Source organism: Xanthomonas sp. (assembly GCF_017163755.1).
Taxonomy (GTDB): domain Bacteria; phylum Pseudomonadota; class Gammaproteobacteria; order Xanthomonadales; family Xanthomonadaceae; genus Xanthomonas_A.
In genome coordinates this window covers 175,609-189,164 of record NZ_JAFIWC010000001.1, presented here as the reverse complement: position 1 = coordinate 189,164, position 13,556 = coordinate 175,609, and the positions used below count along the sequence as shown (strand labels likewise).

Below are 13,556 nucleotides of genomic sequence, written 5' to 3'. Positions count from 1 at the left end.
CGTGCCGATGTCCTTGCCTGTTCCGCTCGCCCCGTTTGCCCCTGCTGCCGCATCGACGCCGACATCGGCGGCGCGCCCGTGCGCGGGGCACGCATGAGCATCCGCCAGCTGCCGGATATCCTGATCAACCAGATCGCCGCCGGCGAAGTGGTCGAGCGGCCGGCATCGGTGGTCAAGGAACTGGTCGAGAACGCGCTGGATGCCGGCGCGCGCCGCGTGGACATTGACTTGGAGGAAGGCGGGGTCCGCCTGATCCGCATCCGCGACGACGGCGGCGGCATCGCCGCCGACGAATTGCCGCTGGCGGTATCGCGCCACGCCACCAGCAAGATCGCCTCGCTCGACGACCTGGAATCGGTGGGCACGCTGGGTTTCCGCGGCGAAGCGCTGCCGTCGATCGCCTCGGTCAGCCGCTTCACCCTGGCCTCGCGGCGCGCCGACGACGAGCACGGTTCGGCGCTGCAGGTGGAAGGCGGCAAGGTCGGGCAGGTGATGCCGCGCGCGCATGCGCCGGGCACCACCGTGGAGGTGCGCGAGCTGTTCTACAACGTGCCGGCGCGGCGCAAGTTCCTGCGCGCCGAGCGCACCGAACTGGGCCATATCGAGGAATGGCTGCGCTCGCTGGCGCTGGCGCGGCCGGACGTGGAGCTGCGCGTATCGCACAACGGCAAGCCGTCGCGGCGCTACAAGCCCGGCGACCTGTATTCGGACGCGCGCCTGAGCGAGACCCTGGGCGAGGACTTCGCGCGCCAGGCGCTGCGCGTGGACCACAGCGGCGCCGGGCTGCGGCTGCACGGCTGGATCGCGCAGCCGCACTACTCGCGCGCCAGCGCCGACCAGCAGTACCTGTACGTCAACGGCCGCTCGATACGCGACCGCAGCGTCGCCCACGCGGTGAAGATGGCCTATGGCGACGTGCTGTTCCATGGGCGGCAGCCGGCCTACGTGCTGTTCCTGGAGCTGGATCCGTCGCGGGTGGACGTCAACGTGCACCCGGCCAAGCACGAGGTGCGCTTCCGCGACTCGCGGCTGATCCACGATTTCGTCTACCGCACCCTGCAGGATGCGCTGGCGCAGACCCGCGCCGGCAGCACGCCGACCGGTGCCGAGGCTGCCGCGCTGTCGCCCGATGCGCGGCCGGCGGCGTCCGCCGCGCCCGGGGCGTACGCCGGCCATGGCAGCGGTGGCGGCAACGGCTATGGCGCGCAGTGGCGCCCGGCGCAGTCGCCGCTGGGGCTGCGCATCAACGAGGCGCCGGCCGCGTATGCCGCGCTGTATGCGGCGCCTTCCGGCGACGGCGCCGCGACGATGCCGTCGCTGGCGCAGGACGGCGGCGGACTGCCGGCCACCTCCGCCGACAGCGGCGTGCCGCCGCTGGGCTATGCGATCGCACAGCTGCACGGCATCTACATCCTGGCCGAGAACGCCGAAGGGCTGATCGTGGTCGACATGCACGCCGCGCACGAGCGCATCGGCTACGAACGGCTGAAGACCGCGCACGACGGCATCGGCCTGCACGCGCAGCCGCTGCTGGTGCCGATCACCCTGGCGGTGGGCGAACGCGACGCCGACACCGCCGAGCGCGAAGCGCAGACGCTGAGCCAGCTCGGCTTCGAGATCACCCGCAGCGGCCCGCAGTCGCTGCACGTACGCAGCATTCCGGCGCTGCTGGCCAACGCCGAGCCGGAGGCGCTGCTGCGCGACGTGCTCACCGACCTGCGCGAACACGGCCACAGCGGCCGCGTGGCCGGCGCGCGCGACGAATTGCTGTCGACGATGGCCTGCCACGGCGCGGTGCGCGCCAACCGGCGCCTGACCGTGCCGGAAATGAACGCGCTGCTGCGCGACATGGAGGCCACCGAGCGCTCCGGGCAGTGCAATCATGGGCGTCCGACCTGGGCGCGCTTCACGCTTGGCGAGATCGATCGTTGGTTCTTACGGGGGCGGTGATGGGAAACCGAGGCAGGCGCGCGGCGCTGCTGGCGGGCGCGATGTTGCTGGCCGGCTGCGGGCGCGAGCCGGCGCCGGCGCCGGCGAAGGTCGCCGACAAGGCGTTCCTCGCCGACCACCAGGTGTGGCGCGAGCAGCGTCTGCACGAACTGCAGGCGGCGGACGGCTGGACCAGCCTGGTCGGCCTGCACTGGCTGGAGCTGAAGCAGCACTACATCGGCAGCGGCCCCGGCAGCGGCATCCGCCTGGCCGTGGGCCCGGCGCGGATGGGCCTGGTGTCCAGCCAGAACGGCCAGGTGTTCTTCCGCCCCGAGCCGGGCGCGGCGCTGACCCTGGACGGCAAGCCGCTGCAGCGGCAGGTGCGCTTGTACAGCGATCACGATGCTGGGCCGACCGTGATCGGCTTCGACGCAGGCAAGGGCCAGCTGAGCCTGATCCAGCGTGGCGGCCGCTATGCGCTGCGGGTCAAGCACGCCGACGCGCCGACGCGCACCGCGTTCGCCGGCCTGAGCTACTGGCCGCTCGACGAAGGCTGGCGCATCGTCGGCCGCTTCGTGCCCAACGCCGTGGGCAAGACCATGCCGGTGATCGACATCATCGGCGTATCCACCGACATGCCCAATGCCGGCGCGGTGGAGTTCGACCGCGACGGCCACCGCTACCGCCTGGAGGCGATCGGCGAACCGGGGCGCGCGCTGTTCGTGGTGTTCGCCGACCGCAGCAGCGGCCGCGGCAGCTATCCCGCCGGCCGTTTCCTGGACGTGCCGGCGCCCGGCGCCGACGGCAAGGTGGTGCTGGACTTCAACCGCGCCTACAACCCGCCGTGCGCGTTCACCGCCTTCGCCACCTGCCCGTTGCCGCCGCCGGAGAACCGCCTGGAGCTGCGGGTGGACGCCGGCGAGAAGTACGCGGCCGCGCCGCATTGAGAGAGACCCGCGCATGAATTCGATGTTCCGCGTGCTGCATGGCGCGCTGCTGAGCCTGTCCCTGCTGGTCGCCGCGCCGGCGCTGGCGCGCACGCCGCTGCCGGTCGCGGTGCCCGCCGCCCAGGCCAACGCGCCGACGCCGCTGCTGTGGAAGGCCAGCGGCCCGCGCGGCGCGCTGTACCTGCTGGGTTCGTTCCACCTGCTCAAGCCGGACGACTACCCGCTGGCGAGCGAGGTCGACGCAGCCTACGCGGCGTCGCCGCGCCTGCTGTTCGAGCTGTCGCCGCAGGACGTGGCCTCGCCGCAGCTGGCCGCGCAGATGCTGCAGGCCGCGCAGCGCCGCGACGGCAAGCGCCTGCAGGACGACCTGGACCCGGCCACCTGGCAGCGGCTGCGCGACTACGCGTCCAGCCACGCGCTGCCGCTGGCGCAGATGAGCGGTTTCGAGGCCTGGTTCGTCGGCCTGAGCATCAGCATCGCCGAAATGAAGGCGATGGGCCTGGATGCCGATGCCGGCCTGGACCGGCACTTCATGGATCTGGCGGTGCAGGCCGGCAAGCCGGTCGAGGGATTGGAGACTGCGCAGGCGCAGATCGCCATGCTCGACGGCATGGACCCGCTCGAACAGCGGCAACTGCTCGCCGAGGCGCTGGAAGAGGCCGAGCAGGGGCCGGCGCAGACCCAGCGCCTGCACGATGCATGGCGCCGCGGCGACGATCGCCAGCTGTGGGACGAGATGGGCGCGGAGATGAAGCGCGAGTACCCGCGGCTGTACCAGCGCATCAACGTCGAGCGCAACCAGGCGTGGATGCCGCGGCTGGAGCAGCGCCTGCGCGACGGGCAGGGCGATACGTTGGTGGTGGTCGGCGCCTTGCACCTGCTCGGGCCCGAAGGCGTGGTCGAGCGGCTGCGCGCGCGCGGCTACAAGGTGGAGCGGATCTGTTCGGGCTGCCAGCCGCAGGCGCGATCGCGCTGAGGCGGGGGGGCGGCCGGCGTCCGTGGACGCCGGCCTGACGTTCGCTCAGCGGGCGCGCGACTTCGGCGCGGCGCCGGCGGTCGGCGGTTCGGCGGCGGTGGGCTTGGGCGCGCCGGCGGCGGGACGGCCGAAGCCGGTACCGAGGTTGCGCTGGAATTCCTGCCACAGCTCCAGGTTGCGCTCGGTCAGCTGGTTCATCATCGTCCACGGGGTCTGCCCGAGCAGGTTGCCCATCTGCTGGCGGAACTGCTGCTGCTGGTCCAGGAACACCTGCATGCTGCGCTCCAGGTAGTTGCCCATGAAGCCCTGCAGCGAGTCGCCGTAGAAGCGGATGATCTGGCTCAGCAGCTGGGTGGACAGCATCGGCTCGCCGTCCTGTTCCTGGTCGGCGATGATCTGCAGCAGCACCGCACGGCTGAGGTCTTCGCCGGTCTTGGCGTCGCGGACCTCGAATTCCTCGCCGTCGATGATCAGCTGGCGGACGTCTTCTATGGTGATGTAGCTCGAAATCTCGGTGTCGTAGAGGCGGCGATTGGGGTACTTCTTGATGATGCGAATCTCAGCCATGAAGCGATCGCTCGTTGACGGTAGGCGCGCAGCATGGCGCAGCGCAGCAGGGCTTGCAACCGCCAAAAGCCAGGATCGGCGGGGCGCAGGCCGGAAAAAATGCTGCGCAGCATAATTATCCCAAGGCGCAGCATGGGCGGTAGCGTTACCTCGACCCGCCGCTACCGCCTGAGCGGTTCAGGCGCCCTACCAGCCCATGTGGTGGCCGCCGTTGATGTCCAGGTTCGAACCGGTGATCCATGCGGCCTCCTCGGCGACCAGGAACGCCACCGCGTAGGCGATCTCCTCCGGCTTGCCCAGGCGCCCGGTGGGGATGTCGGCGATGATCTTGGCGCGCACCTCTTCCGGTACCGCCATCACCATGTCGGTGGCCACGTAGCCGGGCGAGACGGTGTTGACGGTGATGCCGAAGCCGGCGTTCTCGCGCGCCAGGGAAATGGTGAAGCCGTGCATGCCGGCCTTGGCCGCGGCGTAGTTGGCCTGGCCGTACTGGCCCTTCAGGCCGTTGATCGAGCTGATCTGGATGACCCGGCCCCAGCGTTGCTTGCGCATGCCTTCGATCACCGGGCGGGTGACGTTGAACACCGAGTTGAGGTTGGTGTTGATCACCTCGTGCCACTGCTCGGCGGTCATCTTGTGGAAGGTGGTGTCGCGAGTGATGCCGGCGTTGTTGACCAGCACCTCGATCGGCCCCAGCTGCTGCTCCACCTCGCGCACCAGCGCCTGCGCGTGCTCGGGCGAGGCGACGTCGCCGGCCACCAGGGTGATCTCGTGGCCGCGCTCGCGCATGCGCTGCTGCCAGGCCAGCGCCTTGGCCTGGTCGCGGTAGTTGCTGGCGACGCGGTGGCCTTGCTCGGCCAGGCGCTGGCAGATCGCGGTTCCTATGCCGCCGGTACCGCCGGTAACCAGCGCAACGCGTGATGTCATGAATTCGCTCCGGAAGGAAAAAGGGCAGCCGCGATGCGGCCGATACGGGATTCTAGTCAGCCTTGATGTCGTCGGGGGCGGCGCCGAGCGTGCCGTCGACGCCCGGCAGCCGCGCCGGGTCGAAGTGCCGCAGCGCCGCGCCGAGCAGCGCCGGCACCGACCCGGCGCCGCGCAGCGCCGCCGCCGGCTGCCCGAGCAGGGCCCATGCCGCGCGCAGCGCCGGCAGCGGGTCGGCATCGTCCAGCGGCAGCGCCGCCTGCGACTTGGACAGCTTGCGGCCATGCTGGTCCAGCAGCAGCGGCAGGTGCGCGTAGCGCGGCGTCGGCAGGCCCAGCGCGCGCTGCAGCAGGATCTGCCGCGGCGTGGAGTCGAGCAGGTCGGCGCCGCGGACCACGTCGCTGACGCCCTGCGCGGCGTCGTCCACCACCACCGCCAGCTGGTAGGCCCAGCAGCCGTCGGCGCGCAGCAGCACGAAGTCGCCGACCTGCGCATGCACGTCCTGGCGCACCGCGCCGCGGACGCCGTCGTCGAAGCCGACCACGCTGCCGGCAGGCACGCGCAGGCGCAGCGCCGGCCGCGCCCGCGCCGCCCGCGCCACGCAGCGATGGTGCACGCCGCCCTGCGCGGCCAGTTCGCTGCGGCTGCAACTGCAATGGAAGGCCAGCCCGGCCTGCAGCAGGCGCTGCGCCGCGTCGCGGTAGAGCGCCTCGCGCGCGCTCTGGCGCAGCACCGGAGCGTCCGGCACCAGCCCGCAGGCGTGCAGGGTGGCGAGCTGGCGCTCGGCTGCGCCGGGCACGCTGCGCGGCCGGTCCACGTCCTCGATGCGGACCAGCCACTGCCCGCCGGCGCGGCGCGCCAGCAGCCAGCTGCCGAACGCGGCCAGCAGCGAACCCAGGTGCAAGGGGCCGGTCGGCGAGGGGGCGAAGCGGCCGCGGTAGGGAAGGTCGGGCATGGGCAAGCTGAATCGTCGGTCAGGTGGGCGCTTGAATTCAACCGGTGCGCGCCGCAGATTCGGCGTCAGTCCTTCCTTCCATCGTGCGGAGCGCACTTTCCACATGTTCAATCGAATCGCCCTGTTCCTCATCACCAATCTGGCGGTGCTGGTGCTGGCCGGCATTGTCATGTCCGTGCTCGGCGTCGACCCCAACCAGATGGGCGGGCTGCTGGTGATGGCCGCGATCTTCGGCTTCGGCGGCTCGCTGATCTCGCTGCTGCTGTCCAAGTTCATGGCCAAGCGCGCCACAGGCGCGCAGGTGATCACCGAGCCGCGCAGCCAGACCGAGCGCTGGCTGCTGGAGACGGTACGGCGCCAGGCGCAGGCGGCCGGCATCGGCATGCCCGAGGTGGCGGTGTACGACGGCCCGGAGATCAACGCCTTCGCCACCGGCGCCAACCGCAACAACGCGCTGGTCGCCGTGTCCACCGGCCTGCTGCGGAACATGACCGAAGACGAGGCCGAGGCGGTGCTGGCGCACGAGATCAGCCACGTCGCCAACGGCGACATGGTGACGATGGCGCTGCTGCAAGGCGTGCTGAATACCTTCGTGATCGTGCTGGCGCGCGTGGTCGGCGGCGTCGTCGACAGCGCGTTGTCGGGCAATCGCGAGGGCGGCCGCGGCTTTGCCTACTACATCATCGTGTTCGCGCTGGAGATGGTGTTCGGCCTGTTCGCGACGATGATCGCGATGTGGTTCTCGCGCTACCGCGAGTTCCGCGCCGACGCCGGCGCCGCCGGCCTGGCCGGCCGCGGCAAGATGATCGCGGCGCTGGAGCGGCTGCAGCTCAACCACGGGCAGAACACCCTGCCGTCGCAGGTGCAGGCGTTCGGCATCGCCGGCGGCATGGGCGAGGGCCTGCGCAAGCTGTTCATGAGCCATCCGCCGCTGCCCGAGCGCATCTCGGCGCTGCGTACCCTGCAGGTCAACGCGACGGTGAGCTGACCGCGCAGCGGCGGCTGCGCGCCGCCACCCGGTTCAACAACGCCAGGCCGGGGAACCGGCCTGGCGTTTTTTCGTGCGGGTCGGAAACGGTTGGCGGCTTCCGCCAATCCCCAATCCCGCCATTCCCAATCCCGGTCCTCAAGCAAAATCGAAGGTCATCCCCGGCGTCGCCAGGCCGACGAATTCGCCCTGCACGTAGTCCACGCCGGCGCTGAACAGCAGGCTCATCGACGCGGCGTCGGTGACGAACTCGGCGATGGTGCGGATGTTGGCGGTTTGCGCGCGCTCGGTGATCTCGCGGATCTTTTCCTGGTGCTCGCGGGTCTGCGCCAGGTCCTGGGTGAAGCCGCGGTCGAGCTTGAGGAACGACGGCTGGAAGTGCGCCAGCAGCTGGAACGAATCGAGCCCGGAGCCGAACTGCTCCAGGCCGACCTTGCAGCCCATCCCGGTGGCGGCGGCCAGGAACTGCTGGGCGTTGCGCAGGTGGGTGAACACCTTCGCCTCGGGCGTCTGCAGCCACAGGCGCTCGCCGGGCACCGCCTGCGCCGCCAGTTCGCGCTGGATCAGCGCCACCATCTGCGGGTCGGCGAAGGCGTCCGGGCTCACCTTGACCATCAGGCTGGTGGCGTGGCCGGCGCGCTGGCGCTCGCCGATCACCGCGATCGCCCGCGCCACCACCCAGCGGTCGATCTCGGCCATCAGCCCGTGCTCCTGGGCGATGCCCAGGAAGGTGGTCGGATTGATGGTCTCGCCGTTGCGCTCCAGCCGCAGGTAGGCCTCGTAGAGCTCGTGGGTCTCGCCCTGCAGGTTCAGCACCGGCTGGTAGTGCAGCAGGAAGCCGCTGCCGGCCAGCGCCTCGCGCAGGTGCTCGACCCAGCGCTGGATGCGTTCCTCCTCGGCGCGGTCGGCCGCGCCAGGGTCGAAGATCTTGCTGGCGTTGCCGCCCAGCTCGATCGTGGCCTGCACGTTCTCGCTGGCGCGGGCCAGGACCTGGCCGACGCTGGCGATCTTCTCGCCGATCTGCACGCCGCCGATGCTGACCGTGACCGTGGCCGAGCGCTCGCCGATGCTGAACACGTGCGAGGCGAACGCGTCGCGCAACTGCGCGGCCACCGCCGAGGTGCGCGCGTAGTCGCCGCCGAGCAGCAGCGCGAAGTTGTGCTCGCCGAAGCGCGCCACCTGCACGTCGCCGTCGACCGCCGCGGCCAGGTGCCGGGCCAGCGCGGCGACCAGCGCGTCGGCCGAGTCCAGGCCGATGTCGGCCAGCAGCCGCGCGTAGTGGTCGGGCTCGACCAGCAGGAAGCCGTACACGCCGTCGCCGCGCCCGACCTGGGCCACGGCGTTTTCCAGCGCCAGCATGAAGGTGGGGCGGTTGAGCAGGCCGGTGACCTGGTCGCGCTGGCGCAGGTCCTCGACCTCGCGCGCCAGCTCCGGGTCGAACTCCTCGCGGCGGCGGAACACCACCTGCACGCAGGCCTCGCCTTCGTAGCTGGCGGTGGCGAACTCCATCGTCGCCGGGAAACTGTCGCCGGCCATCGTGCGCGCGTCCACCTGGTACTGCGCCGGCGGCGGCTCGCCCTTGCTCAGCGACTTCAGCAACTGCTTGAACTCCTCCACGTGCTGCGGGGCGACCATGTCCAGCAGCGAGATGCCCTCGACGTCGTCGAAGGACTCGAAGCCGAACATCTCCAGGTACGCCTCGTTGGCGCGGATGTGCATGCCTTCGTGGATGTAGGCGATCGGATCGCGCGAGGAGGCGATCAGCGCGTCGCAGCGGCGCTCGGTCTCGCGCATCTGCGCCTCGATCCGGCGCAACCCGCGCCGCGCCTGCAGGTCGGCCCAGGTGTTGCGCACCACCGCCAGCAGGTGTTCGGGACGCTGCCGCAGCGCGATCGCGCGGGCGCCGCCGGCCACCGCCTCGACCCATTCGGTCTCGTCGATGCTGTCGGCCAGCAGGATCACCGGGATGTCCTTGCCGCTGGCGCCGACGCGCTGCAGCACCTGCGGCAGGGGGATGGACTGCGAGCGCGCGGCCAGCACCAGGTCGATCGGCTGCGCGGCGAGCATGCCCGCCAGCTCTTCGGCGTGCTGCGGGCGCGACGGGCGGACCGCGATGCCGCTGTTGCGCAGGCTGCTGACGATCGCCTCGGCGTTTTCACCGCTGTCGTCGACGATCATCAGGCGGAGGGTGGTGTCTTTGCCTGTCTGCATGAAGCCTCCCGGGGGACGGGTTTAATACACGATGGCCGCCGTGGCGTCCATTTATGGCGGGGATTGGGATTCGGGATTGGGGATCGGCAACGGCGCGCTTCGGTACTTGGGCTCTGCCTCGGGCGGCCCGCGAACGTTCGGACAGGGAGGCCCGCTCTTGCCGATCCCCAATCCCGGGCTTCAGGCCACGCTGCCGGCGGCATGGCCCGAGGCCCAGGCCCACTGGAAGTTGTAGCCGCCGAGCCAGCCGCTGACGTCGAGCACCTCGCCGACGAAATACAGCCCCGGCACCCGCCGCGACTCCATCGTCGAGGAGGACACCGCATCGGTGGCGACGCCGCCAAGGGTCACCTCGGCGGTGCGGTAGCCCTCGCTGCCGCTGGCCACCAGCGGCCAGCCGCCGAGCAGCGCCGCGGCCGCGCGCAGCTGCGGCTCGTCGAGCTGGCGTACCGGCTTGTCCGGCAGCCATACCTCGCACAGGCGCTGGGCGAAGCGGCGCGGCAGCACGTCGGCGAGGACGTTGCGCAGTTCGCTGGCGCCGCGCTGGCGCTTCTGCTCGTGCAGCCACTGCGCCGCGTCGACGCCCGGCAGCAGGTCCAGGCGCAGGTCGTCGCCCGGCTGCCAGTAGGAGGAGATCTGCAGGATCGCCGGACCGCTGACGCCGCGGTGGGTGATCAGCATCGCGTTGCGGAAGCGCGCGCCGTTGCAGCGCGCCTCCACCGGCAGGGCGACGCCGCTGAGGTCGTTCAGGCGTTCCTGGTGCTTGCCGGTGAGGGTCAGCGGCACCAGCCCGGCGCGGGTCGGCAGCACCTCGTGGCCGAACTGGCGCGCCAGCGCGTAGCCGAAGCCGCTGGCGCCCAGGCTGGGGATCGACAGGCCGCCGCTGGCCACCACCAGCGAGGCGGCCTCGAAACGGCCTTCGCCGGTGTCCACGCGGAAGCCGTCGGCGCCGGACTCGACCCGGTCGACCGCGCAGCCCACGTGGATCCGCACCCCGGCCGCGTCGCATTCGTCCAGCAGCATGCGCACGATCTGCTTGGAGGAGACGTCGCAGAACAGCTGGCCCAGTTCCTTCTCGTGGTAGGCGATGCCGTGGCGCTCGACCATCGCCACGAAGTCGGCCGGGGTGTAGCGGGCCAGCGCCGACTTGCAGAAGTGCGGGTTGGCCGACAGGAAGTTGCCCGGCGCCGCGCCGGTATTGGTGAAGTTGCAGCGCCCGCCGCCGGACATCAGGATCTTCTTGCCGACCTTGTTGGCGTGCTCGATCACCCGCACCGTGCGCCCGCGCTGGCCGGCGGTCAGCGCGCACATCAGTCCGGCGGCGCCGGCGCCGATCACCAGCACGTCGACGCGGGTGGCCTCGGCGCGCCCGCTCATGCCGCGGCTTTGCGCACCGTCGGGGTGAACACCACGCTGTGGTCGTCGCCGAGCAGCTGCACTTCGCCGTCCTGGATCACCACGTCGAAGCGCATCGCGCGCTGGATCAGCTCGCCGGCCGCGACCACCGCGTCGGCGGGCAGGTCGACCACCTGCAGCGGCTTGAGCTTGAGCAGGCCGGAGGCGTTCTTCTCCCACCAGATCTCGGCGGCGCGGCCGCCGTAGTTGACCACGATCACCTCGCGGGCGCGGCCGCAGGCCTTGCGGATGCGCGATTCGTCGGGCTGGCCGACCTCGATCCACTGCTCGACCGCGCCGGTGTAGTCCAGCCGCCACAGGTCCGGCTCGTCGTCGCTGCTCAGGCCCTTGCCGAACAGCAGCCGCTCGTCGGCGTACAGGGCGAAGGCCAGCAGCCGCGCCATCAGCCGCTGGTCGGTTTCGGAGGGGTGCTGGGCCAGGGTCAGCGAATGCGCCGCGTAGTAGCCGCGGTCCATGTCGGAAATCTGCAGCTCGGCCTTGCGGAGGGTGGCGTTGGGGGCCATGCGGCTACCGGGATCAAAGGGCGGCCATGATAATGCTTGGCGATGCCCGATCCCCGCGCGCCGCTGCCGTTCGAACCGGCCCCGAGCCGTCTGCAGCTGCCGCCCGGCCCGTGGGCGACGCTGCTGGACGGGCTGTGCGCGCGCTTTCCGCAGGTGCCGCGCGGGCACTGGCTGGACCGCTTCGCGCGCGGGCGGGTGCAGGACGTGCACGGCCGGCCGTTGCCGGCGTCGCTGCCGTACCGGGTCGGGCTGGAGGTGCGCTATTTCCGCGAAGTGGCCGACGAGGCGCCGGTGCCGGGCCTGGAGCGCATCGTGCATGCCGACGCGCACCTGGTGGTGGCCGACAAGCCGCACGGGCTGCCGGTGACGCCGGCCGGCCGCTTCGTGCGCGAGACCCTGCTGGCGCGCCTGGTCGCGCGGCTGGGCAATCCCCACCTGGTGCCCTTGCACCGCCTGGACCGCGGCACCGCGGGCCTGGTGCTGTTCTCGGCCGATCCGCGCAGTCGCGACGCGTACCAGGCGCTGTTCCGCGAGCGGCGCATCGACAAGGCCTACGAGGCGCTGGCGCCGGCGCTGCCGGCGCAGGCGTTTCCGCTGGCGCGCGAGAGCCGCCTGGTGCGCGGCGAGCCGTTCTTCCGCATGGCCGAGGCGCCCGGCCTGCCGAACAGCCTGACCCGGATCGAGCTGCTGCAGGCGCCGCCCGGGCCGGTGTGGCGCTACGCGCTGGCGCCGCTGACCGGGCGCAAGCACCAGCTGCGGGTGCACATGGCCGCGCTGGGCGCGCCGATCCTCGGCGATGCGCTGTATCCGGCGCTGCGCGAGGCGGCGGACCCGGAGCGTGAGCTGCAGCTGCTGGCGCGCTCGCTGGCCTTCGCCGACCCGCTGACCGGCATCACGCGGCGCTTCGTCAGCGAGCGCGCCTTGCCATGGCCGCCGCCGGAGTAGGGGGCGTGTCTGCGGGCTGCGCTCGCCGGCGCGCCGGCGCCGGCCGCTGCGCGGGCCTGGCGCCGCCGCATGCGGTGGCGCTGCGCTGGCCGTGGACATGGCGTCGCCGGCTAGCGCCGTTGCGCCAGCCAGCGATCGAGCTGGTTGGCGAAGGCCTGGCGGTCGCGCGCGTGCAGCGCCGCCGGGCCGCCGGTGGCGACGCCGCTGCCGCGCAGTTCCTCCATGAAATTGCGCATCGACAGCCGTTCGGCCATGTTGTCCGGGGTGTACAGCTCGCCGCGCGGATTCAGCGCCACGGCGGCCTTGTCCAGCACCAGCGCCGCCAGCGGGATGTCCTGGGTCACCACCAGGTCGCCGCGCCCGACGCGGCGCACGATCTCGCCGTCGGCCACGTCCAGGCCGGCGGGAACCTGAACGGCGCGGACCCAGCGCGAGGGCGGGGTGCGAAGCGGGTGGTTGGCCACCAGCGTCACCGGCACCTGGGCGCGTTCGGCGGCACGGAACAGGATGTCCTTGATGACGCCGGGGCAGGCGTCGGCATCGACCCAGATCCGGGGCAGGCTGGCGGTGGTCATGCGGCCAGTGTAAGTATGTGGGCTGGGCTTGCGGCGGCGCCTCGCCAGGCCGCCTTGGCCGGGCAGGGGATGCAGGACGGCAGCGATATCGGCCGCCGTCGGCCCGGCTTTAGGCCCGCATCAAGCTTGTTTGCCGGCCATCCCGGTTTTGTCTACACGAACCAGTCGCTTTTTGCCCGCAACCCGCGTATGGTGCATCCCACTGTGTTTGCTAGGGTCACCGTGAATCGTGGCCTGGTGCAGTTGATCTCGCGATCCGCTTCATCGTTCCGCTTTACCAACGCCTGCAACTCAGTCTCGGTCCCGATACCCGGTGGCTGCGATTTCTTCAATTAAATGTTTCAGGAGTTAGTAAATGTCTGATCGTCAGAACGGTACCGTCAAGTGGTTCAACGACGCCAAGGGCTTCGGCTTCATCACCCCGGAAAGCGGCCCGGACCTGTTCGTGCATTTCCGCGCGATCCAGGGCACCGGCTTCAAATCGCTGCAGGAAGGCCAGAAGGTGACGTTCGTCGCCGTGCAGGGCCAGAAGGGTATGCAGGCTGACCAGGTGCAGGCGGTCTAATACCCGCCGGCCACCGTTAGGTTGCCAGAACGCCGGAAGCGCAAGCTTCCGGCGT

The 13,556-nt window shown here is 71.1% G+C and carries 13 protein-coding genes; 6 read left to right on the top strand and 7 right to left on the bottom strand.

What is annotated here, in order from left to right; translation table 11 throughout:
• Window positions 1-93 precede the first annotated feature (93 nt).
• Genes mutL through JR065_RS00805 form a run of 3 tightly spaced genes read left to right on the top strand, consistent with a single transcriptional unit; the run spans window position 94 to window position 3,852 of the window.
• Window positions 94-1,950: a DNA mismatch repair endonuclease MutL gene (mutL, locus tag JR065_RS00815; RefSeq protein WP_206231413.1), complete on the top strand. Its 1,857-nt coding sequence runs from the start codon at window positions 94-96 to the stop codon at window positions 1,948-1,950.
• Window positions 1,950-2,876, top strand: coding sequence for a DUF1684 domain-containing protein (locus JR065_RS00810; protein WP_206231412.1), 927 nt, complete (start codon window positions 1,950-1,952; stop codon window positions 2,874-2,876). Before mutL ends, JR065_RS00810 begins: the two co-directional genes overlap by 1 nt.
• 13 nt (window positions 2,877-2,889) lie before the next feature.
• Entirely contained in the window at window positions 2,890-3,852 is a 963-nt protein-coding gene (locus tag JR065_RS00805; protein ID WP_206231411.1) for a TraB/GumN family protein, read from the top strand.
• A 45-nt stretch (window positions 3,853-3,897) separates the two neighbouring features.
• Here the strand turns inward: JR065_RS00805 and phaR are convergent, their stop codons facing one another.
• The 3 genes from phaR to gluQRS all read right to left on the bottom strand — a co-directional run bounded on the left by phaR (window position 3,898) and on the right by gluQRS (window position 6,298).
• Window positions 3,898-4,419: a polyhydroxyalkanoate synthesis repressor PhaR gene (phaR, locus tag JR065_RS00800; RefSeq protein ID WP_206231410.1), complete on the bottom strand. Its 522-nt coding sequence runs from the start codon at window positions 4,417-4,419 to the stop codon at window positions 3,898-3,900.
• A 186-nt stretch (window positions 4,420-4,605) separates the two neighbouring features.
• On the bottom strand, window positions 4,606-5,346 hold the full coding sequence (locus JR065_RS00795) for a beta-ketoacyl-ACP reductase (RefSeq protein ID WP_206231409.1): 741 nt from the start codon (window positions 5,344-5,346) through the stop codon (window positions 4,606-4,608).
• Between the two features lie 52 nt (window positions 5,347-5,398).
• Window positions 5,399-6,298, bottom strand: coding sequence for a tRNA glutamyl-Q(34) synthetase GluQRS (gluQRS, locus tag JR065_RS00790; protein ID WP_206231408.1), 900 nt, complete (start codon window positions 6,296-6,298; stop codon window positions 5,399-5,401).
• A gap of 103 nt (window positions 6,299-6,401) precedes the next feature.
• On the opposite strand from gluQRS, the gene htpX reads away from it, so the two are divergent.
• Window positions 6,402-7,286 (top strand): protease HtpX, encoded by an 885-nt coding sequence (htpX, locus tag JR065_RS00785; RefSeq protein ID WP_206231407.1) that lies wholly within the window; start codon window positions 6,402-6,404, stop codon window positions 7,284-7,286.
• Between the two features lie 138 nt (window positions 7,287-7,424).
• Here htpX and JR065_RS00780 read toward each other — a convergent pair whose 3' ends face one another.
• The 3 genes from JR065_RS00780 to JR065_RS00770 all read right to left on the bottom strand — a co-directional run bounded on the left by JR065_RS00780 (window position 7,425) and on the right by JR065_RS00770 (window position 11,416).
• Entirely contained in the window at window positions 7,425-9,497 is a 2,073-nt protein-coding gene (locus JR065_RS00780) for a GGDEF/EAL domain-containing response regulator (protein WP_206231406.1), read from the bottom strand.
• A 180-nt stretch (window positions 9,498-9,677) separates the two neighbouring features.
• Window positions 9,678-10,874: an NAD(P)/FAD-dependent oxidoreductase gene (locus JR065_RS00775; RefSeq protein WP_206231405.1), complete on the bottom strand. Its 1,197-nt coding sequence runs from the start codon at window positions 10,872-10,874 to the stop codon at window positions 9,678-9,680.
• Complete coding sequence (locus tag JR065_RS00770; RefSeq protein WP_206231404.1) at window positions 10,871-11,416, bottom strand: YaeQ family protein; 546 nt, start codon at window positions 11,414-11,416, stop codon at window positions 10,871-10,873. The genes JR065_RS00775 and JR065_RS00770 overlap by 4 nt, the downstream gene beginning before the upstream one ends.
• A 42-nt stretch (window positions 11,417-11,458) precedes the next feature.
• On the opposite strand from JR065_RS00770, the gene JR065_RS00765 reads away from it, so the two are divergent.
• Entirely contained in the window at window positions 11,459-12,361 is a 903-nt protein-coding gene (locus JR065_RS00765) for a pseudouridine synthase (RefSeq protein ID WP_206231403.1), read from the top strand.
• A gap of 110 nt (window positions 12,362-12,471) precedes the next feature.
• Here the strand turns inward: JR065_RS00765 and JR065_RS00760 are convergent, their stop codons facing one another.
• Window positions 12,472-12,936: a YaiI/YqxD family protein gene (locus JR065_RS00760; protein WP_206231402.1), complete on the bottom strand. Its 465-nt coding sequence runs from the start codon at window positions 12,934-12,936 to the stop codon at window positions 12,472-12,474.
• Window positions 12,937-13,291: 355 nt separating this feature from the next.
• Here JR065_RS00760 and JR065_RS00755 point away from each other — a divergent pair, with 355 nt between their 5' ends.
• Window positions 13,292-13,501: a cold-shock protein gene (locus tag JR065_RS00755; protein ID WP_019796342.1), complete on the top strand. Its 210-nt coding sequence runs from the start codon at window positions 13,292-13,294 to the stop codon at window positions 13,499-13,501.
• Window positions 13,502-13,556 lie beyond the last annotated feature (55 nt).